A 21,572-nucleotide genomic window follows, 5' to 3' on the forward strand; every position below is an offset into this window, starting at 1 on the left:
TTTCTTAACCTTTCAATAATAACTCATTGTAAAAAGCTTGACCGATTTCTTTTAATTCAGTTTTATTAAATGATTTTGCGATCCAAGTAGGCATGGGTACCTCTACAGTTCCATAAATTTCGATCATCACTTGAATAAATGAAGAAGTATTCAATTGATCAATCGCTTTTCTTAAACGCTTGGCTGGTTCTAGTAACCTGCTTTCTATTCGTTGTGTCCGATAAATTTTATAGATTTTTCGGCCCTCCTCTGCTGCTAAAGAGAACAAGGGCTGTTCTCCTGCAATCGTTTGGAGTATTTCTTGTTTATAGCGGTCATAACGTTGCTGCCATTCCAGCAATTCCCGATAGACAGTCTCGATTTTTTGTTCTCGAACAGTAGCTAAAGCACTATAAAAATCGATCGGTAATTTTTCGATACGGCGTTCACGTTTGATCCAGGTTGCTAATGTTGATTGCGGAATCCCAGCTACTTTTCCAAATTGTTCAACAGTGATTCCTAAGTCACGGCGAATGTACATTTTTATAGGGTGTTCAATCGTAGTTAAAGACATTTTTTCACCTAGCTCTCTTGCGATATTTATACTTCATTATATCCGTTTCACTTAAAAAGACCAAGTAGAAAGAAAAAATTTAAAAGCAGCTCCTAAATTAGTTTTGGCTAACTTAGGGGCTGCCCACTTTAGATATTTGATTGCGCTCATTTTTTTTTATGCGTATTTTCTTGATTCAAACGTCGCTCAGTCATAGCTTTTTGCATTTCTAAGCGTTGTTTTTGTTTTTCTAAACGAGCGATATCTCGTTCTGCATGATGCTTATCTGAATCGTTCAATTCAAACAAGTGCTTTTTACGATCATTGATTTCTTGATCGATGTTTCCTTCCCATTCAGACATAACTTGTTTCCAGCGATCTGGGTCTTGGTCATTACCTTGCTTCATTGAATCCCTCAGCAAAGTAGAATAACGTCGTACGGAATTCCCCCAGAGTTGATCTCGGTCTTGAAAGTAATCGGCTTGCTGATCTTCATCCAAAGTAGCTACTAGGTTGTCTTCTTCCCGATCAACAATATTCTGTAAGAAAGCTAAGATTGGTAAGATCAAATAAATGACTAAGGCTGGCTTGACAAAGAAGTTGCCAAAAACTAACAAGAGTAGGCGAAAACTAATAGCGACTATGTCCTGCCGATTCAATTCGTGAAAACGATGGTTTCGTTGCTCATCATCCGTCAGTGCTTGCCCCGTTAAAGCAACAATCAAACGGCGCATTACAAAGGTGACAATCAAGGTCAAGACGCCATAAATCAATAAGGTCTGTTTGGTCGTATCTTCAATCAATAATCGAGTGGCTGAAGGAACCAATGACAAGAAAAATAGCAGAAGCAAATAAATGACTAAGTCTTTATTTTTAACTTGTTCGATTTTATTGAAAGCATAACCCGTTTGAAACCAAAGATTTGCTACAAAACAAAAGCTAATAAAATAAATACCGACAGCTCGGAACAAAGAGTTCATGTCCACCATCCCGTTAGTTGCTGTTTGAATCGGTAATTCTAAAACAATGATCGTTAGGATAATCGCGATGATGGCATCACCGAATACTACAACGCGTTCTTTCATATTTTCATCTCCTTCCTAACATCATATACTATACCAGAAAAAAAGAATAATGATAAGGAGCCCTGATTAGATTTCCATTTCAATACTCCTTTTTTAATTAGAAGAGTGACAAAGAAATTCACTACAGCAATAAAAAACCTGTCACTTTTTCATGTGACAGGTTCTTTTTTATTCTTCAGTGATTGGTAATTCTAACGATGACTCTGCTAAATCAAGAGTATACTCAATCGCCTGATTACCTCTGACCGTCATTCCAAAATCAGTTCCATAAACTGCTAGCCCAATTTGATGACCTGCTGGAAGATGGTACAGCGTTGGCTGTAGCGCAACTTCGATTTCGACAAATTCATCAGCTTTTAAATCATCAACTTTCCAAGGATTGCTGCGATTTTGTAAGTTGATATGCCCACGGCTAATTAATTTATACTCGTCTTCTGCACCAAATTTAAATTCGACTAAATTATCTTCCCGCCAATTTCTCCCTAGCGGCAAAGCATGTAACGCCAAAACATCGGGTACCGGTTTTAAGCGTTTAGCTCTACCAAAATCGATCAACTCAAAACTTAGCATTCCTAGATCGACATTGGATGCTACTTTTACTTTGACCGTTGGCCGACCATTCAAGAATACTTCTGCTGGTAGTTTTTCTGTTTTAGCTAAGTAGCGATGGACATCCATTGCACCAGATTCTTTTAATTCTTTCTCCCAAAGAGCAATATTTTTCGTATATTTTTCGTATTGTACAGCCGGCAATTGGTCATTGAAAGTCACTGTCCCTGAATTTTGTTCTTGAACCAATTGATCATTTCCTAAATAATAAGTCTGTTTCTGTTCAGATCCCCAATTTGTTAATGTGGACCAACTTGTTGTTTCGGTATTTTTTTGATAAAGAATGTCTGGCAAAATATCTTTAGCACCATTGTCTAATCCGTAAAGTTTATGACTCAGCCATAGATTCATCATATCTTGAAAGTCTAGTGACGGCATATTATTGATGTAGATATGTTGACCTTGATGAAGAATCAATTTTTTCGCAACCGGTATTGCTTGCAGCGCATCCCATAAATCGGCGACTTGGCGTGGCTTAACATTCCAGTCGTTCAATCCATGAACCATTACGACATCACATTTGATGTCTTTGATGGCGGGTAGATAATTGCGTTCATCCCAAAATGTATTATAATTCCCGGTTTTACGATCTTGTAATTCCACCATTCTTTGCAAATAATTTAAAAAGAACTCTTTGCTGTGTAAATAGTCACCCGCATTTCGCATTTTACTGAAGGTTTCGATTGCTAATACATCCGCATCTTCTCCTGGGAATCCTCCGGGAGCGATCACCAAGCCATTATCACGATAATATTGATACCAATCTGAGATAGCTGCCTCAGAAATGATTGTTTCCAATCCAGCAACTTGGCGTGTTGCACACGCTGTTGCTAACGTACCTAAATAAGATTTGCCGGTCATCGCAACTTTACCATTGCTCCACCATGCAGCAATCTCAATATTATCGGTCCGATTAGTAAATGCACGGCGATTACCGGCTAGCCATTCAATATACGCAACCATTGCCGTTGTTTGTTCCGTTGAGCCACACGTTTGGATTCCATCTGAATCTCGTGTTCCGATTCCAGCACCATATACGACCGCAAATCCACGAGCCAAAAAGAAATCATTCAAGCTATAACTATTTTCTCGACTAAATGTTTCTGTTGCATGAGTAGCTTGTCCTTTGACTTCACGCTCAGCCGGTAGTTCTATCGTTTGTGGCTGGTATTTGATTTCCTCATAGGTCGTATTATTAGGTTCTTTTCTTTCCAAAGGAACATTTACGTCATAGGTTCGTTCTTCACCCGCAGGACCATTGACCCCTTGACTATAAGGACTGGCCGTAAACAATGTTGGTACTTGTACTTCTTCCTCAGTTTCAATCGGGCGCAAGATTTCAAGCTTTAACAAATCACGTTTACCATCTCGATCCGTATCCAAAGGCGCTTCTACATACACAACTTCTCGTATCAAACGGCTTGTATCAAAAACGGCTTGCGCCTTCCCATTGAAAAAGAGTGGTTTTTCAATTACTTTATTCTCATAATATCCCTCTGAAGCTAGCTTATCTAAATAATTCAACCCATTTTTTGTATGGCTTGTTAATAATAAATACCAAGCTTCAATGATTGTATCCGATTGCGTAAAGTCCCCCTCACATAAAGGAACGCCGATTGCTTTTGCATCCGCTAAAACTTTTTCTGGCGCAAAATCGATCATTGGTTCAAATTCCAATAACTGTAACGCCATCGTATAAAAAATTTCATTAGTCAAAGGGGCAGTTGATTGATAAAAAACGGCAGCATCCATCGTTTCGGAAATCAAAAAATTCCCTAATTTATTAATAAAACCACTTTGATCGCGAACAGTCAAAAAGCTTTTTTGCAAGAAGTTAAACCAAAGTGTCTTACTTTCATAGGACTCTTTTTCAGCTAAAAAACCGATTTGGCTTAGTTCTTTTTTTGCTTCTGCTAACGATACACGTTTGAGCCCATACTGATTAATTTTCATTACTACACTCCTTTATTTAAACTAACTGGTTTTTACTTATTTCATACTTTAAGTATAACAAACAAGACGTTTAAATTCGCACAAAAAGTGAAATCGGTTACGCTGTTTTTACAAAAAATAAAAGACCTTCCAGCGCAAGCACCGGAAGGTCTTTTATTTATACTAGTTCAATATATTTCTCATTCTTCTCTAAATGATTTAGATAAATCAATAGACGATCGTACAATTGATTATTGGCTTCTTCAATAGCTGTGCCAAGGTTTTCACCAATTTCTCTAACTGTTCTTTTGCCATCGATTTGCTGAAGAATAAAACTACCATATTTATCAAGTTCCATCTCAGAAGTTTCTGGGATCTTATAATGAATCTTACGTAAGAGTCTTTGGACCCAAGCATTTTGTTCGGTGATCACGAAGACAACACCGTCACGTACTTCATAATGCAGATCTTCTTTTTGACGATAAACTCGATTTAATAATTGGTCTGTTTCAGGATTTACAGCATTAGGCTGTTGATTAGTCATTGTGTTTCACTTTCTTCACACTTAACAATGGAACAATGATCGCAACAACTAAAATCGCAAGTAGTAAGAAAGCTGCACCATTAGATCCTAAGAATCCAGTTGGTGTTCCTGGAGTTACTACACCTGTTACTTGTAAAATGATTCCGATTAAACCGATGATTGATCCACCAGCGATTAAACCAGATGATAAGCTGACACCTAAAGTTACACGTTCTTCGGCAACTTCTTCTGTTTCTTTTTTGTTTAGTTCATCGATCAAACGACGGATCAATGCACCAACTAAGATGATTGAAGTAGTTGAAATTGGTAAATAGAAACCAATCGCAAATGTCATGATTGGAACTTTCATGAAGTGTAATACGATACCCATTACAATCCCTGCAATAACCATGTGCCAAGGAAGTGATCCAGACATAATACCAGAAGTCAATGTTGCCATTAAGTTCGCTTGCGGTAAACCAAATGGAGGGTTAGCACCAGTGATCGCTAATTGTGGAGCTAAGATAACCATCATACCTGTAACGATAACCACACCAACAATGTTTGAGATCAAGAAGTAACGACGACCTTCTGAGAAGTTTCCGCCCATTACGAAAGTAACTTTTTGTGATTGAGAATAACCACCAGCAACTGAGATTGCTAATACGATAAATGTACCAAACATTAATAATTGTTGTGTATTTTCAGTTGATGTCCAACCCATCATAACAAATACTAATGTCAAGATAACCATTGATGCGATCGTCATACCAGATACTGGTAAGTTTGATGTTCCGATCGTACCAGTCAAACGACCAGCAACAATAACGAATAAGAAACTTAAGATGATAGAAATAATTCCACCGACAAGAGCCATAGTTACGCTACCTGTAATAACAAATCCCATTACGATACCGATAACTGCACCAGCGACTAATGGTAACATACCGCCGCCTTCTTGTTCAGAACCATCTTTACGACCTTTTAATGTTGCAGAAATTGATGAAATGATTGTTGGGATCAATTTAATCGCACCGATCAATCCACCAGAAATCATCATCCCAGCACCGATGTATTTAACATAAGAACCAGAAATCACTGCAAAATCAGAAGTACTCAATAATTGAGAAGCGTTATCCCATACATGGGCACTGCCGCCAGCCATTCCCATGAAATAGCCTAGTAATGGAGCAATTGCGAAGTTTGCTAAGATTGATCCAGCAAACATCAATACAGAAACGTCCATACCAACGATAAAACCGATACCTGCTAATAATGGATTTACTTCTGTTTCAAATTTCCATTTATAGAAACTTTCATTGACATAACTGATCACGTTGTTCATCACACCGAAAACAGATCCAGTCAACGCTGTTAAGACACCACCGATACCAAAACCGATACCCATATATTTCAATGAGTCGCCACCAGTATCAGAAGCAACTAGTGTTTCAGAAATCGCCATTGCTTCAGGGTAAACTAATTTTCCGTGTTCGCTAACTAACATGTAGTCTTGAACAAGTGAGAAGACACCAACACCTAGTAAAACAGCACCAATACCTACTCCAACGCCTTCGATGAAGTTCACTTTACCACCAACTAAAATAACCGCTGGTAATACGAAGATCATACCTGATGCGACTGATTCCCCACCACTAGACATTAATTGTAATAAGTTCTTACCTAAGATTGTTTTTGGTTTTACAAACAAAGCAACCAAACCTGAACCAATAATTGCACCTGGGATACCTGCTGCTACAGTCAAACCAGCTTTCATACCTGAGTATGCAGTTGATGCAGCGAATAATGCTGCAAGTAAAATACCTAAAATCATGATAATTGGTGAACCAGATTTTTTAGGCTTGTCTGCGACGTACGGGACATAGTCCTTTCCGTCAATTCCGCCAAAAGCGTCTTTCGAGAGTTTTTTCATTATTGAAATTCCTTCCTTACTATCTTTTCCCCAATGAGACGAGGAATCCTGTAAAGACAGGATTCCGAATCCTCTCATTACCGACTATTATTTAACTAAGCGATAAATTGCGTCAGCATAGATAGCTGTTGCTCTGAACAAGCTATCAATAGGCATAAATTCATTTGGTTGGTGCATTACGTTTTCTTCACCTGGGAACATCGCGCCATAGGCAACACCGCGTTCTAGGATTCGACCGTAAGTTCCACCACCGATTGATTCTTCGTGGCCTTCAAGACCTGTATGTTCTTCGTACACATCCAATAATGTTTTCACTAATGGATCAGTCGCTGGAACATAGTGAGGAGTTTTCACGTCACCAATGATCGCGATTGAAACACCTGCGTCTTTAAGAACTTCTTCCATGCTAGCTAAAATATCATCTTTTGTAATACCTTCTGGATGGCGGACATTCAAGGTAACTTTCTTGTCGCCATCTGTAGTATAGTCAAACAAGTTTGCTGAAGAAGTTGTTTCACCCATTACATCGTGTTTTGTGTAAGCATTCAGTTTCTTACCGTTGTAATCTAAGTGCATGTATTCAGCAATTGTTTGGATATAGTTGGCACCATTGCCATCCAATTGATAATCTACTAAAAATGTAGCTAAGAATGTAGCAGAATTAACGCCGAATTTTGGTTCTTGTGCATGAGCAGCTTTACCGATAGTTGTTAAAGTAATTTCGCCATTATTTTCAGCAAATTCACCTTTCACATCAGTTTTTTCAACAAATGCTTCAAAAGCAGCTTTTAAATCAGCAACTTTTGCTTCATTGTTTACTTTAAGTACAGCTGTAGCATCACCAGGAACCATATTTGTACGTAAACCTGACTTGAAGCTTACTAAATCGAAGTCACCAGATTCAGCATTGTCTTTGTTTGCAAATGTAACTTCATAAGATAAGATACCTTTTTCACCATTAATAATTGGGAATTGTGCATCTGGAGAAAAACCAACTTTAGGCATTTCTTCAACTTCCATATAACGGTGGATTCCTACCCATTCGCTTTCTTCATCAGTACCGAAGATAAAACGAATTTTTTTAGAAATCGGTAATTCTAGATCTTTGATGATGCGCATTGCATAATAAGCGGCGATCGAAGGTCCTTTATCATCGGCAGAACCACGTGCAAATAATTTTCCATCTTTGATTACTGGTTCAAATGGATCAGTATCCCAATTATCATCTACAGGAACTACGTCCACGTGACCTAATAATCCGAACATTTCTTCGCCGTCACCATATTCAATATGCCCAGCAACATTTTCAATATTCTTAGTAACAAACCCATCACGCTCGCCAAATTCTAATACTTTGCGTAATGCGGCAGCTGGTCCAGGTCCTAGAGGTTCTTCTTTTGTTCCATGCTCAATATCACGAATACTATTGATACGGATCAAGTCTCCTAAGTCTTTTAATAAGTCGTCTTTACGTGCGTCTACTTCTTTTTGCCAATCGATTGTCATTATTTAATCCCTGCTTTCTCTTTTTTTAAACAAGCTATGTAACTTGTTAGTTTCATTAGAAAGTACATGTCTAAAATGTGATACTCAGATTTTGACAGCTTAGAATAACTCATTTATTCTACTGAGCAACAATTATATGAAGAATTTATTGCGGTAGATAATTCATAAAAAATCATTTTCTGAATAATGAAAATGTTATTCTATCATTCCTAATTCTGCAGTGTGTTTCACCTCCCAAGTTAGCATTATACCGTATTTTATCCAATAAGTCATTGTGAAAAATCTATCATTTCAAAAAAAATAAACAGTTTTTTATCGGAAATAAGGTTTTTTCATAAAAATTTATTTTATTTTAGCTGAATAATTATTGAGTTCGACATTTACGACATGACTGATTTAACGCCTGATAAAAGTATATCTAACTATGTATGCGTTTACAACTTATAATTTATTCATTTATTTGTTGACTTTCTCATTTTAATGCCATCTGTGATTCATCTCTTTTTTTCATATTTTTTGTACAATAATAAAAAAAGAGTGTCGATATCAAGACACTCTCTTTTTATTTTACTATTCCGCTTTAATCGAAAATTAATTTTCGTTTTTTTATAAGCTAGCAACTTTAGCTTGCGCTAAGGACATTTTCGCTTGTGGAATTCTAAAGGGTGAACAAGAAATATAATCGATTGCTAAGTCTTTCAAAAATGCAATTGATTTTGGATGCGCTGCAGCTTCTCCACAGATACCGATTTTTAATTGCGGGTTCACCTGGCGACCACGTTCAATCGCTAGTTTCATTAGAGCTCCTACTCCCGCTTCATCCAACACTTGGAACGGGTCATCTTTTAGAATTTTAGCATCTAAATACTCGCTGATGATCCGCGGAGAATCATCCCGTGATAATCCTAAGGTCATTTGCGTTAAGTCATTGGTACCAAAGCTAAAGAAATCAGCATACTGAGCAATCTCATCTGCAACAAAACAAGCTCTAGGCATTTCGATCATTGTCCCGATTTGATAATTCAACGAATCTTTCTTACTAGCTAAACTTGTTATGATTGCTGCTTCGATTGATTGACGTACATGAGCAAATTCTGTGGCATCAATCGTAAAAGGAATCATAATTTCTGGCTGAATCACCGTTCCTGTTTCTTCCATCACTTCATACGCTGCCTCTACGATCGCTTCAGCTTGCATTTGATAAATTTCTGGATAAACCACGCCCAAACGCAATCCACGAAAACCCAGCATAGGATTTACTTCAGCTAAATTTTCAGTTTTCCGTTCGACTTCATTGAATGTTTTTCCTAGTTCCGTTGCTACTTCACGACATTCATCACTACTTTTAGGTAAAAATTCATGTAAAGGTGGGTCTAATAAACGAATCGTCGTCGCTTTTCCTAAGGATGCTTGGTAGATAAATTTGAAATCTTGTTTTTGAACTGTTTTCAGTTCCTTCAACACATCCAAGCGTTCAGCTAAGTTATCGGCTAAAATCAAACGACGAAATTGTAATAAACGGTTTTTTTCAAAAAACATGTGCTCCGTTCGTGCTAAACCGATTCCTGTAGCTCCTAAAGCCAGTCCCGTTGCAATATCTCTTGGTGTTTCAGCATTGGCTCTTACTTGAATCGTGGAATACTGATCCCAAATGGCTTGCAATTCATCTAATGCCACCGTGTGAGTAACTTCTTCCATCGGTATCTCGCCAAAATAAATTTTTCCACTCGTACCGTCAACAGAAAGGATCGCACCTTCTTCAATCATTTCTTCATTAACTGTTGCTCGGCTTTCGTTCAATACATTCAAATGTTCACAGCCTACAACAGAACAGATCCCCATACCACGTGCTACTACAGCAGCATGAGAAGTCATCCCACCACGACTTGTGATGACTGCTTCACTGACTGCAATGCCTTCAATATCTTCCGGGGAAGTCTCCTCGCGCACCAAGATTACACGTTCACCGCGGGCTTTTGCTTCGGTGGCTGATTCGGCTGAAAAATAGGCCGCTCCTGTTGCAGCACCTGGACTAGCTGCCAATCCAGACAAAAAGGCGACTCGTTTTTGTAAAGCTTGTTCTTCAAAGTTTGGATGGAGCGCTGCTGCTAAATCTTTCGCCTCGATCCGCTGAATCAATTCTTTTTCATTGATAATTTGCTCTTTGTGTAAATCTAGCAAAATGGCTAACGCCGCCTTGGATGTTCGTTTTCCATTTCTTGTTTGCAAAATAAATAATTTTTCACGCTCGATTGTAAACTCAACATCTTGCATATCTTGATAATGATGCTCCAATTGCTCACAAATCATTTTCAATTGTTGAAATTGTTCTGGTAGTTCTTCTGCTAACACTTGGATCGGTTTAGGGGTTCGAATCCCTGCAACAACATCTTCTCCTTGCGCATTGATCAGATACTCGCCAAATAATCCTCGATCACCAAGGGAAGGATTCCGAGAAAAGACAACTCCTGTTCCGGATGTTTCGCCAAAATTACCAAAAACCATTTCCTGAATATTGACTGCGGTCCCCAGATCATCACTGATATCGTGAAGACGCCGGTATGTTTTAGCCCGCGAATTATTCCAACTGTTAAAAACTGCTTCAATCGCTAAATACAATTGCTCGATGGGGTCTTGAGGGAACTCACGGTTCATTTTTTTTCGATAAAGCTCTTTGTATTCGTTTACAATTTGTTGCCAATGTAATGCTGTCAATTCATTGTCATAAGCAAGTCCATGGGCTTTTTTTAAAGCCGTGATTTTCTTTTCAAAATCAGCCGTTTCCATTCCCATCACAACATTACCAAACATTTGCAAAAGGCGACGATAACAATCATAAGCAAACCGCGGATTTTGACTATTTTTGGCTAACACTTCAACGGTCTGATCGTTTAATCCTAAATTCAAAACAGTATCCATCATACCTGGCATCGAAAATTTTGAACCACTACGAACAGAGACAAGCAATGGGTTTTTAGCATCATTAAACGTTTTACCCGTTTGATCCGCTAATTTTTTCACCGCAGTAATTACTTGCATTTTCATTTCATCCGTTAACTGGTTGCCTTGATTTAAGTAGTAAAGGCATGCTTCAGTCGTCACAGTAAAACCCCTTGGAACAGGCAATCCTAATTTGGTCATTTCTGCTAAATTAGCTCCTTTTCCTCCTAACAAATCTTTTTGTTCTTTTGACCCTTCTGAAAATAAATAAACCCATTGATTCATGCTATTCTCCTTTAAACAGTTTATTTGTTCTAAAGACAGCATAATACGATGATTATTAATTGTCAATAAGATGATTATTCATTTTATTAATCTACTTATAAAGAGCGTATATCTTTTTATTATCAGATACGCCACAAAAAAAGATTCGACTAAGTTTTTCTTAGTCGAATCTCTTTAAATTAATTGCATTAAAATCAGGAGTAACGTAATCAACGCTGGCAGTGCTTGGATCAAATAAATTGATTTTGTTACTGTCTTACCACCATAACATCCGACGATCACAACGAATAAATTCAACAATAGTAAGACACTCAAGCGTGTGGTCCCTTGAAATAAAAAAACACTTACTAGCATTACCAGTCCTAAACTGCCATTATAAATCCCCATATTTTTTAATGCGATTTGCGCATTTGGCAATTTGACAAATTCTAATGGCATCCTAAATGTTTGCGCCTGTTTTTCATTCGATGCAAACATTTCCAAGCCCATAATAATTAAATGTAAGATCCCGATAATCGTTGAAAGAACTAAAATAATACTTCCCATACAAACGTCTCCTTTATTTTACTTCTTTCACTATAACGATTTTGAACTATTTTTCCCATCAAAAGGACCTCATTTAACATTCTTCAATTAAGAAGCCATGTTTTGCTAGCTGATAGCCTGATCTTTCATGGTAGTTTTGGCCAAATAAACGACGTCCATTAGCTACTGTTTCAACCATCTTCCCTTCGTTGAACAATGCAATGAGGGTCTTTTCTTTATATTTTCTAGTCAACGAAACAATTTTTTTATCGTCATCATAGTGCCAAGTAGTGGAACCATAACTAAAGACTTCTGAAAATTGTTTTCTAAGGGCAATCAGCTGCTTCATAAAAGCATGCAATTCCTGATCTTGTTCTTCGCCCCACAACATGCAGCGACGACAGTCGGGATCTGCCTCACCTTCCATCCCAACCTCTGTACCATAATAAATACAAGGGGTTCCTTTTTGAATAAACATAAAGGTCAAGATGGCTTTCATCAGGTCTTTATTTCCTTGACATAAAGTCAGCATCCGCGGTGTATCATGTGAATCTAGGAGATTGAATGTCACTTCATTGGTTTGATCTCGATAAAGCAGTTGTTGGCGATTCATGCCAAAAATCATTTGTGAAAGTGAAATCGACTGTTCGACGAAAAAGGCTTTGATCGCATCTGTAAAGGCATAGTTCATCACTGCATGAAATTCATCGCCTTGAAGCCAATTTTGTGACGTGTGCCAAATCTCGCCGAGAATATACAAGTCGGGTTTTTGTTTCAAAACAGCTTGATGAAACTCTTTCCAGAAATGGTGATCGACCTCATTGGCTACATCCAGGCGCCAACCATCAATATCAAACTCACGGATCCAATAAGTGGCAATCTCTAATAAATATTTTTGTACTTCAGGATTGGCTGTATTGAGCTTTGGCATATTCGGATTAAAATTAAATGCATCGTAAGTTAGATTTTTAGCATTTTCTGAATTTGGAACCGCTGTATATTGTGGCGGAAAAGATTCGACATGGAACCAATCGGCATACGCTGATTCTTTCCCATGTAAAATAACATCTTGCCATTGATGAGAACTCGCTCCTAAATGATTGAAAACGGCATCCAACATGATCCGAATCCCACGTTCGTGGGCTTTTTCGACTAGTTCACGAAACAATTGTTTATCACCAAAATGAGGATCAATTTCGTAGTAGTCAACTGTATCATATTTATGATTCGAAGGTGCTGTAAAGATCGGACACAGATACAAGCCATTGATTCCTAAGTCTTCTAGGTAATCTAGCTGATTGATCACCCCTTGTAGATCACCACCATAAAAACTCTCGCGAGTCGGCTTTTCACTTCCCCAGGCCATCGTATTTTCAGGATCATTCGATGGATCACCATTACAAAAACGTTCAGGGAAAATTTGATACCAGACCGTTTTTGCTACCCAAGAAGGGACTTTAAAACGATCGATTTCATGAAAATAGGGCATTCTAAAGTAAAGATTATCACGTGTTATCCGCTGTTCGTCAAAATCAAAAATCCCTTGATCGGTATAAAAAATCTTCGTTCCTGAAAAATCAGTAATCAAAAAAGCGTAAGCTAGGCGATGATGTGGCGCTGTCACTTCGATTTCCCAATAATCATGGGTATCTGTCATATACGCTTTTTCCATTGTTTGCGGTTTTTGATACCATTTCTCTTCGGCAAATAAATAAAAATCACCACTTATTAGCTCAACCTTTTCTATCTCATCGCGGGCTGTTTGTAATCGGATCCGCATCAAATCCTTTGTGTAAAGAAAAGCAAATTCGCTTTCGGGACGATGATAAATTCCAGCATAATTCATCCCACCACCTCCATTCCTGATTTTATTGTATCAATTCCATAATTATAGCTCCACTAATACAGATTATTAGGCTTTTCACTCATATTTTTAGTGAAAATATGCTACTATATTAATAGAAGAAAAATTTTCTTCACCTCGATTATCGAGGATCACTCCAGGGCGTAGCATGTTTGGGGAAGCGGCTACGTCCATATTTTTTTGACAAAGCCGACAACTTCTGTTTTAATACACTTACCATATAACGAAACGAGGGATCATGCCATTGAAAAATTAAGCGAAGATTGGAAGTTGCAAACTGATCAACTATTGACCATGTCAATGGAGCAGTGTGCATATTTTCAGGATTGGCTTAAGATTTCAACGGTAGGTCTCTTTTTTGCGCCCTTTTTTTGCACCGATCGATCTCCTTGTTCTCTCCTTCCTGAAAATCATGCGTATTTGTTTCTAAAAACAGATCATCCATAAAATAAAGGAGGACATCTATATGACAACGATCCAAATTAAAAATTTAACTTTCGGCTTTGATAAGCAAGTCGATTATTTATTTGACCATGCCAACCTAACGCTTGATAGCTCTTGGAAATTAGGCTTAGTTGGCCGTAATGGTCGTGGGAAAACGACTTTTTTAAATCTATTACTAAACAAGTATCCCTACCAAGGAGAAATTATCTTCCCGCTCCGACCAATTTATTTTCCACCATCTATTAAAGACGCCACCCAGATTACCTATTATTCACTGTTGGAAATCATTGATTTTGAACTATGGGAACTAGAACGTGAAATGACGTTGCTCCAATTAGACCCACAATTATTGTGGCGTTCTTTTCAATCACTTTCTGGTGGAGAGCAAACAAAAATTTTGTTAGCATTGCTTTTCACTCAAACAGAGGATTTCCCTTTAATCGATGAACCGACAAATCATCTAGATATTTTGGGCCGAAAGCATGTGGCAGATTATTTAAAACAAAAAGAAGGTTATATTGTCGTTAGCCATGATCGGCATTTTTTAAACGAAATCACTGATCATACGCTAGCGATTGAAAAGAGTCAGCTGATACTCTATCAAGGGAATTTTGCTACGTATGAAGAACAAAAACAATTACGTGATGAGTTTGAACTAGCTCAAAATAAAAAAATCAAAAAAGAAGTCGGACGGTTGAAACAGACCGCAGCAGAAAAAGCCGAGTGGTCCTATTCCAGAGAAAAAGATAAATACGGTAAGTCTTCTGAAAAAGGTAGTGGAAAAATCTTTGATACAGGAGCGATTGGGGCTCGTGCTGCTCGTACCATGAAACGTTCAAAGACGATCGTTCATCGAATGAATGATCAAGTCGTAGAAAAAGAAGGCTTACTAAAAGATTTAGAAGAAGTCGATCAATTAACAATGAATTATCATCCCAGTCGACATACACAACTTTTAAAAATCGAAGAGCTACAGCTTTCTTATGATGGACAAACAAATTTATTTGCCCCTCTTTCTTTTTCAGTAGACCGTGGAACGATTGTTGGACTGACTGGACCAAACGGCATTGGAAAATCCAGTATCCTACACTATATCTTAGGCGGTTTTCCCGGTAGTAGTTTTGGGGAATCCTTAGCTACCACCGCCCACATCAGCTATGTTCGGCAAAATTATGAAGACAATCAAGGATCATTAAAAGATTTTGCTGAAACAAATCATTTGGATTTTTCGATGTTTTTAAATAATTTACGTAAACTTGGAATGGAACGTAATGTGTTTCAAAATCACATTGAAGAAATGAGTATGGGACAACGCAAGAAAGTCGAATTAGCGAAATCACTTGCTCAGGAAGCCGAATTATATATTTGGGATGAACCTTTGAATTATCTAGATGTTTTCAATCAAAAACAATTAGAAGTTCTATTAAAAGAAGTTCAGCCGACACTCTTGGTTGTGGAACATGATACAACATTTTTGAATGCTATTAACGCACGACAAATCGAATTAAAAAAAGAAACATAAAAAGAGGCCGAATAAATATTCGGCCTCTTTTTATATTCATCTCTTTTTACTGCGCCTCAATCAATAAACGAGCGAATCCAAGAAGCTTGAATTTCCCAAAGACCGCCTTGCATATCATTAAAAGGAAGTTCTTTGGTTCTTTTTATCCATTCATCGTATTGAAAAAGCTTTTCCCAACTGATTAAGAGTTCCCTTTTTAAAAGCGGATAAAAGGATGTATTAAAAACCTCGCCTTCATAAGTTATATTGAACTTTTTCAATTTGTCTTTATATTGCTGCACTTCTAGTTCGTTTCCTAAACATTGAAGATTCAATATCTTATTCCAATCTGACATCCTAAAAAAAACAATTTTATCCATTGGTACATATAATTCCATGATCATCGAGTCTTCATGATTATTCAAATACCTACTATCTGTAAAAGTCCAGATTGCTGATTCAGCATCTTTAGGCAACGAAACGATGTTTGCTGCTTTATGACGATACCATGCGTAAGCTTGAAGAAACACTGGTGCAACTTCCCCATATTTTTCCTGTATAAATTCACTTTTGGCTACATATCTTTTAGTAGTTTTTAATTTGTCGATCACTGTTGTATTTTGTGAAGTATACAGTATTACCGCATTATTTTGGTGATCCACTCTTTTCGAATTTCCCATATCGTTCCTACCTTTTCTTCACCCGACACACTCGAATCGTCAAACAAACGCTCGCGACTCTTTTGAATTTTTTGCTTGATGTTAGGATAAAATGGGGTCATATACGCTGTACAATCATCAATTCCATAAATTTTTAATAATTGATCATGTTCTTTTTGATCAGTTAAATCTTTAGGAATATACAAATAGTTAACGATATTTCCCCATTTCAACAAATCAACAATGAGCAGAAGGTTCTTTTCAATTTCAATTTCTAAAATTATATTTCCCTCACTATTGTTGATTGCTTCTTCTTGAGACAATGAGACCCAAATAGGGTAGCGTACGTCTTTGGGAGGAGTAATAATTTTTGAAGCCGCTTGGAAGTACCATCCATAGGCTTCTAAATAAAGGTCGCTATATTCTTCCATCTTCTGCTGAATATATTCCTTTTTTACTATATAACGGTTAGCTTCTTCTATGTCTTGTAAAACAGCTACCTGTTGTTTTGTCCATACTGTCACCTTATCACTCATATTTCCTCCTCTAACCTACAAATTAAAGAAACAAGTGACCTCCAATCGCAGTAAAACGTTTTTTAGATTGGGGAAAACAGCGATCACATAATTATTGATCTGAGTATAATTTTTCCTAATTGCTATTGGCAATTCATTCGGGAGTAAAGTGGCTACAATATCAAGCTTCTTATAATAAAAATACAAAATAATAATGTTATCAAATTTATTTTTTTAGGCAATTATTCATTTTTCAAAATAGGTATTTCTTCTATTTTATTGTTATCTCTAGACTCACTCATTAGTGCTTTAAGTAAACACCCAGCACTCAACAACATGATGACTGTCAATGGAAGCGCCGCTACGATTGAACACGTTTGTAATGCATCCAATCCACCTGTCATTAATAAAACCAATGCTAATAAAGCTTGAATGATTCCCCATAAAATCTTTTTATCATTACTTGGATTCAAATCACCTTCTGAAGAAAACATGGATAGAACAAAAATACCAGAATTGGCCGAGGTAATAAAAAATGTACATAAAAGACAGATAGCAATAATAGAAAATAGCAATCCTAACGGATATTCTGCGAATACCACGAATAATGCTGTTTCGGTCACTTCCTTAGCTTGATTAATTATTTCACTATCCAAATTTAACCCTAAACTTCCGAAGATCGAAAACCAGATGAATGAGACCATCGAAGGAGCAATGATCACACCTAAAACAAATTCTTTGATTGTTCTACCTTTAGAAATCCTTGCAATAAATGTCCCGACAAAAGGCCCCCATGCAATCCACCATGACCAATAAAAAATGGTCCACGATCCTAACCAAGAATTATCACCAAATGGATTGATTGAAAAACTTTCTGCTATAAAATTGTTAATATAGCCACCAAAAGAATTCGTAAAAATATTTAGCGACATAATTTTAGGTCCTACGATAAAAGCTCCTACTAAAATAGTAATAGCTAAATATAGATTGATATCCGATAAAATTTTGATTCCTTTATCGATACCACTCACGGCGGTCCCCGTATAAACAATCGTCAAACCTAAAATGATCACTATTTGAACAAGTCTGGTAGTTGGAATATTAAATAAATAGTTTAAACCCGAATTTATTTGTAAGGTTCCTTGTCCTAGTGAAGTAGCAATTCCTGCGACAGTAGCAAATATCGCAAAAATATCAATCAGTTTCCCAATGGGCCCTTTAACTCCTTCTTCACCTAATAGTGGCAAAAAGATACTACTGATAAGGCCTGGTGCATTTTTTCTAAATTGAAAATACCCTAATGCTAATCCGATAATGGAATACGCCGCCCAAGGATGGAAGCCCCAGTGTAAAAATGATTTTTGCATTGCTAAATCAGCGGCTTGCTCTGTTCCGCCAAATGTAGAAAAGTGATTTAGCGGTTCGGCAACTCCCCAAAAAACTAAACCAATCCCCATTCCAGCCCCAAATAACATCGCAAACCAAGATTTATTACTAAATTCGGGCACAGAATCATCTGGGCCTAATTTGATTGTTCCAAAACGGCTAAAGGCGATCATTAGCGAGAAAATGACAAAAATAAACATCGCAATTAAATAGAACCACCCGAATGTTTCTACCAAAAAAGCTTTTGTGACATTCATGGCTGAAGCAAAAGACTCCGGAATGATTAATCCAATTACTACGATGGCAACTGTAATCAAAAGAGAAACGTAAAAGACTAGATTTTTTTTCATATAGAATCCCCTTTTTTTAAGTTCTCTAATTAAACGAGCCGTATGAAACGGCTCGTCATATATTGATTAAATTTTCACTTCAAAAAGACTTGGTTCGTCAATTTCTGTTGTTAGTGCATCTAAAGCCACTCCAACTCGATGGTAGCGCAATCGGTGTTGTTCTTCTTTTGGTGTTGACGGGTCCCCTAATGGATAAGGAATCGAGATGGTTGGAACGATTCTACTTCATCTGATCGCAACCCTTTTGTACAAGCTCCGAGATATTCTGCTAAACGCATTCCTGCCCATCGTAAAGCTTTATTTTTCTTTTGCTGTTCATGATATTCGAATTTTTCATCTGTATGGGCTACTAAAACCACGTTTTTTAGTTTTGAATAATAGGTATATTTCGCACCTTCACCACTCATATCGATCAAACCATCCTGAAATCCACCATAGTGTTTCCCAACAACTAAAACACTCATATCCTTTAAGGCATGGGTCACGCCATTGCCCGCTTGCATCAACTTTCCAGTGACCCCGGGGAAAACTGGGCCGCCACCTACACGATGACGTGGCTCGATTGCCTCCTTGACTGGAACTAAACGTACTTCATCCCCAGGATTAACAATATGGAGCTCAGCCTCCGTTATGTGTTCATCTTCAAACACTATATCTAAAGCTTCTTTTTTATTGATCGTTAAAATACCATCGCTGTATTTAGTTTCTTCGCCAAAATTAATTTCTTTGACATAAAAATTTGCGATATCTAATTTCATTTTGTACTCCTTCCATCGTTTAAGATCTCTGATTAAAATATTATGTCTAGCACTCTTCCTACTGCTGTAAAAATAGTTGAATCCTAATCAGATTTATTCAAAGTCATAAAAAGTTATACGAAAAACTATTGACTTGTTTGACTTCTGACTTCAGTCATTTCATTAGCGATATCCTCAACGTCCAATACCATCTCCATCATGCCAACATGTTCTTCATACAACTCAGGATCAATTTCATTCTTCATTTCTAGTTCACAGATATGATATACCTTTAGTCCCAACTGGACTCCCGCTAATGGACCGGCAAAAGTAGGGTCACCTACTGTTACAGTTTCTGCTGCTAATCCAGCAGCTTCACCTTCAGATGCACCAAGAATAACAACGATATTCTCTGCACCGAATTCTTCTGTAAGTTCTTTGACCCTTTTCTGATTTTCCAGATCCATCGCACCCGCGGCCGTTCAGACGAAGCATTCTGTAGATGAGAATACGACATCTGTCCCAAGTGGCTTTACACACTCTTCAACAGCTTGACCAGGCACACCGTCTCTGTCGCCGAGAATAATTATTTTTTTGTCTTTCAGCAACATTTTGTTTCCTCCTTATTTTTTATTATTTAATCGGGTTATCCGATAAATACAGGAATAACTAAGTATTTATTTTTTTAGAGTCTATATAACCGCTAATAAGTTCCACTAATTAGTTCAGACTGAATGCTTTAAAATACTTTTCTTATTATGTTTTATCATAAATAGTAGTCATTGTGATCTGTTGAACATGGTAACAATCACTAATATCTTATTCTCTTGAATGTCAGCAAAAGGCTATATATAAAACTAATTCTAGCAATCACGGTTTTTATGACAATTATTTTCAAGGGTATTTTTTTAATAATTTCATTCATTCTTTTAGGCTTTTCAACACAAACAGTTAATAACGGTCATTTTATTTGTTTTGAACGTTATACAACTAAAAGATCATTTATTTTTTTCTGTTGTTTTTAGGTTAATGTTTGAGAATTGATGTCTAGTTGTTTGAGCTATTTTTAAAATTTTCAGCTTTTTTATGTTTCTATACTAAAAAGTAATTGCAAAGTAAGAAGTAATAAATATCATTATTGGGAGAAACTGTTTTCTTTTGTTCATTTGTTTGTTCCTAAATTAAATAGTCGACTTTCTTTTTTGTATTTGGTAGATTAAAAGACTTCTTTTCGAAATATGTGAATAAACATAATTTTATTTAAATTTACTAAAAAAACCTATAAGCGATCTCACTTATAGGTTTTTAACGTTTATTTATCTGCATATTGATCACTTCATAAAAATAAAAAAACTGACAAGGAATTGCTTCCTCGTCAGCTAAAAAAATTATTGTTCTAATGCTGCTAAACGTTTATATACATCAATTAATTCTTGTGTCAGTCCCAAATAAGAAATAGCATTCATCAGATGATCTTGACTGTGAACCATTAATAATGTTACTTCTGAATTATTCCCACTTGCTTCAGCTGTTAAAAGACTTGTTTGCGTATTATGAGCTGCTACTAAAGCTTCATTTGCAGCATCCATTCGCTCTTCAGCTTCTGCGAAGTTATTTTCTTTCGCTGCTGATAACGCTGCAACAGCTTCCCCTTTTGCATTTCCCGCATTCATGATTAATCCCATGACTACTTGCAATTGTTCATCGTTCATTGAAAAGCTCCTCTTAAAAACAAATTTGTGTCTCTAATTTTTCTGTATCTTGCCCTTTGGCTTTTTCCACTACAAGCAAGGCCATATTCTTGAAAGATTCATTTAATCCAATGCCACCTTTTTTCGGCATTTTGACAATTGGAACAATGTCTTTATAAACATCCGTTGCTGGATTTTCTTGTGACATAGCTGCAATAGCAGGTATTCCTTGTTGATTTAAGATTTCTGCTAAAGAGCCCGCCATTTCTCCAAAATTTGGATAGTGCATTGCTGGACCACATAGGATCGCATCTGCTTGAAATTTTTTAGCAAATCCAACAAATTTTTTGGCTACTTCTGCTTGATGTTGTAAATAATATTGATCTCCACAAAATAAGGTAGCAATTATTTCAGCATCATGTTCTTTCAAATAAGGCTGTAAGGTTTGCCCTGGTCCTAATGCTGCTTTTTTCCCACTAGGAGCTAAGTTGGCATGTTCATCACTTCCCATACCTGCTTGAACGTGATTCAAAATTAAAATTATTTTTTTCATTT

The 21,572-nt window shown here is 37.0% G+C and carries 17 protein-coding genes; 1 reads left to right on the forward strand and 16 read right to left on the reverse strand.

Translation table 11 applies throughout. From position 1 onward, the window contains the following. Positions 1-4 precede the first annotated feature (4 nt). The 9 genes from RV04_RS09015 to RV04_RS09055 all read right to left on the reverse strand — a co-directional run bounded on the left by RV04_RS09015 (position 5) and on the right by RV04_RS09055 (position 13,716). The gene (locus tag RV04_RS09015) at positions 5-553 is read right to left on the reverse strand and encodes a hypothetical protein (protein ID WP_071858132.1); all 549 of its coding nucleotides are present in this window, start codon (positions 551-553) and stop codon (positions 5-7) included. 146 nt (positions 554-699) lie between these two features. Further along, on the reverse strand, positions 700-1,617 hold the full coding sequence (locus RV04_RS09020; RefSeq protein ID WP_071858133.1) for a TMEM175 family protein: 918 nt from the start codon (positions 1,615-1,617) through the stop codon (positions 700-702). Between the two features lie 168 nt (positions 1,618-1,785). Further along, positions 1,786-4,179: a Xaa-Pro dipeptidyl-peptidase gene (locus tag RV04_RS09025; RefSeq protein WP_071858134.1), complete on the reverse strand. Its 2,394-nt coding sequence runs from the start codon at positions 4,177-4,179 to the stop codon at positions 1,786-1,788. A 157-nt stretch (positions 4,180-4,336) separates the two neighbouring features. Continuing rightward, positions 4,337-4,702: a PqqD family protein gene (locus RV04_RS09030; protein ID WP_071858135.1), complete on the reverse strand. Its 366-nt coding sequence runs from the start codon at positions 4,700-4,702 to the stop codon at positions 4,337-4,339. After that, positions 4,695-6,614: an OPT/YSL family transporter gene (locus tag RV04_RS09035; protein ID WP_071858136.1), complete on the reverse strand. Its 1,920-nt coding sequence runs from the start codon at positions 6,612-6,614 to the stop codon at positions 4,695-4,697. Before RV04_RS09035 ends, RV04_RS09030 begins: the two co-directional genes overlap by 8 nt. Positions 6,615-6,701: 87 nt before the next feature. Then, positions 6,702-8,120: a dipeptidase PepV gene (gene pepV, locus RV04_RS09040; protein WP_071858137.1), complete on the reverse strand. Its 1,419-nt coding sequence runs from the start codon at positions 8,118-8,120 to the stop codon at positions 6,702-6,704. A 606-nt stretch (positions 8,121-8,726) separates the two neighbouring features. Further along, the gene (gene ppdK, locus RV04_RS09045; protein ID WP_071858138.1) at positions 8,727-11,345 is read right to left on the reverse strand and encodes a pyruvate, phosphate dikinase; all 2,619 of its coding nucleotides are present in this window, start codon (positions 11,343-11,345) and stop codon (positions 8,727-8,729) included. A 174-nt stretch (positions 11,346-11,519) separates the two neighbouring features. Further along, entirely contained in the window at positions 11,520-11,891 is a 372-nt protein-coding gene (locus RV04_RS09050) for a DUF1304 domain-containing protein (RefSeq protein WP_071858139.1), read from the reverse strand. Between the two features lie 73 nt (positions 11,892-11,964). Then, entirely contained in the window at positions 11,965-13,716 is a 1,752-nt protein-coding gene (locus RV04_RS09055) for a glycoside hydrolase family 13 protein (protein ID WP_071858140.1), read from the reverse strand. 484 nt (positions 13,717-14,200) lie between these two features. Here RV04_RS09055 and abc-f point away from each other — a divergent pair, with 484 nt between their 5' ends. Then, positions 14,201-15,700, forward strand: a complete 1,500-nt coding sequence (gene abc-f, locus RV04_RS09060) for a ribosomal protection-like ABC-F family protein (protein ID WP_071858141.1) — start codon at positions 14,201-14,203, stop codon at positions 15,698-15,700. Positions 15,701-15,756: 56 nt separating this feature from the next. Here abc-f and RV04_RS09065 read toward each other — a convergent pair whose 3' ends face one another. The 7 genes from RV04_RS09065 to RV04_RS09100 all read right to left on the reverse strand — a co-directional run bounded on the left by RV04_RS09065 (position 15,757) and on the right by RV04_RS09100 (position 21,570). Next, positions 15,757-16,359 (reverse strand): DUF3841 domain-containing protein, encoded by a 603-nt coding sequence (locus RV04_RS09065; RefSeq protein WP_071858142.1) that lies wholly within the window; start codon positions 16,357-16,359, stop codon positions 15,757-15,759. Further along, a complete protein-coding gene (locus tag RV04_RS09070; RefSeq protein ID WP_071858143.1) occupies positions 16,317-16,874 on the reverse strand; it encodes a DUF3841 domain-containing protein in 558 nt (185 codons plus the stop codon). The genes RV04_RS09065 and RV04_RS09070 overlap by 43 nt, the downstream gene beginning before the upstream one ends. Before the next feature lie 221 nt (positions 16,875-17,095). Next, complete coding sequence (locus RV04_RS09075) at positions 17,096-18,589, reverse strand: BCCT family transporter (RefSeq protein WP_071858144.1); 1,494 nt, start codon at positions 18,587-18,589, stop codon at positions 17,096-17,098. 185 nt (positions 18,590-18,774) lie between these two features. Further along, positions 18,775-19,347 (reverse strand): glycine/sarcosine/betaine reductase component B subunit, encoded by a 573-nt coding sequence (locus tag RV04_RS09080; RefSeq protein WP_245791076.1) that lies wholly within the window; start codon positions 19,345-19,347, stop codon positions 18,775-18,777. A gap of 125 nt (positions 19,348-19,472) precedes the next feature. Further along, the gene (gene grdA / locus RV04_RS09085) at positions 19,473-19,937 is read right to left on the reverse strand and encodes a glycine/sarcosine/betaine reductase complex selenoprotein A (RefSeq protein WP_084405592.1); all 465 of its coding nucleotides are present in this window, start codon (positions 19,935-19,937) and stop codon (positions 19,473-19,475) included. 777 nt (positions 19,938-20,714) lie between these two features. Continuing rightward, a complete protein-coding gene (locus RV04_RS09095; RefSeq protein ID WP_071858147.1) occupies positions 20,715-21,038 on the reverse strand; it encodes a PTS lactose/cellobiose transporter subunit IIA in 324 nt (107 codons plus the stop codon). A 13-nt stretch (positions 21,039-21,051) separates the two neighbouring features. Continuing rightward, the gene (locus tag RV04_RS09100) at positions 21,052-21,570 is read right to left on the reverse strand and encodes a GrdB-related putative oxidoreductase (protein ID WP_071858214.1); all 519 of its coding nucleotides are present in this window, start codon (positions 21,568-21,570) and stop codon (positions 21,052-21,054) included. Positions 21,571-21,572: the final 2 nt, after the last annotated feature.

Origin of the sequence: Enterococcus hermanniensis, assembly GCF_001885945.1 — a bacterium.
Classification (GTDB): Bacteria; Bacillota; Bacilli; order Lactobacillales; family Enterococcaceae; genus Enterococcus_A; species Enterococcus_A hermanniensis.

What these genes read in the sequence shown, in the direction of transcription:
- RV04_RS09020 (WP_071858133.1), bottom strand. Translation starts at nt 1,617, where the DNA reads ATGAAAGAACGCGTTGTAGTATTCGGTGATGCCATCATCGCGATTATC.
- pepV (WP_071858137.1), bottom strand. Translation starts at nt 8,120, where the DNA reads ATGACAATCGATTGGCAAAAAGAAGTAGACGCACGTAAAGACGACTTA.
- RV04_RS09080 (WP_245791076.1), bottom strand. Translation starts at nt 19,347, where the DNA reads ATGAAATTAGATATCGCAAATTTTTATGTCAAAGAAATTAATTTTGGC.
- RV04_RS09055 (WP_071858140.1), bottom strand. Translation starts at nt 13,716, where the DNA reads ATGAATTATGCTGGAATTTATCATCGTCCCGAAAGCGAATTTGCTTTT.
- RV04_RS09035 (WP_071858136.1), bottom strand. Translation starts at nt 6,614, where the DNA reads ATGAAAAAACTCTCGAAAGACGCTTTTGGCGGAATTGACGGAAAGGAC.
- ppdK (WP_071858138.1), bottom strand. Translation starts at nt 11,345, where the DNA reads ATGAATCAATGGGTTTATTTATTTTCAGAAGGGTCAAAAGAACAAAAA.
- RV04_RS09030 (WP_071858135.1), bottom strand. Translation starts at nt 4,702, where the DNA reads ATGACTAATCAACAGCCTAATGCTGTAAATCCTGAAACAGACCAATTA.
- RV04_RS09050 (WP_071858139.1), bottom strand. Translation starts at nt 11,891, where the DNA reads ATGGGAAGTATTATTTTAGTTCTTTCAACGATTATCGGGATCTTACAT.
- RV04_RS09075 (WP_071858144.1), bottom strand. Translation starts at nt 18,589, where the DNA reads ATGAAAAAAAATCTAGTCTTTTACGTTTCTCTTTTGATTACAGTTGCC.
- RV04_RS09095 (WP_071858147.1), bottom strand. Translation starts at nt 21,038, where the DNA reads ATGAACGATGAACAATTGCAAGTAGTCATGGGATTAATCATGAATGCG.
- RV04_RS09100 (WP_071858214.1), bottom strand. Translation starts at nt 21,570, where the DNA reads ATGAAAAAAATAATTTTAATTTTGAATCACGTTCAAGCAGGTATGGGA.
- RV04_RS09015 (WP_071858132.1), bottom strand. Translation starts at nt 553, where the DNA reads ATGTCTTTAACTACGATTGAACACCCTATAAAAATGTACATTCGCCGT.
- RV04_RS09070 (WP_071858143.1), bottom strand. Translation starts at nt 16,874, where the DNA reads ATGAGTGATAAGGTGACAGTATGGACAAAACAACAGGTAGCTGTTTTA.
- RV04_RS09025 (WP_071858134.1), bottom strand. Translation starts at nt 4,179, where the DNA reads ATGAAAATTAATCAGTATGGGCTCAAACGTGTATCGTTAGCAGAAGCA.
- RV04_RS09065 (WP_071858142.1), bottom strand. Translation starts at nt 16,359, where the DNA reads ATGGGAAATTCGAAAAGAGTGGATCACCAAAATAATGCGGTAATACTG.
- abc-f (WP_071858141.1), top strand. Translation starts at nt 14,201, where the DNA reads ATGACAACGATCCAAATTAAAAATTTAACTTTCGGCTTTGATAAGCAA.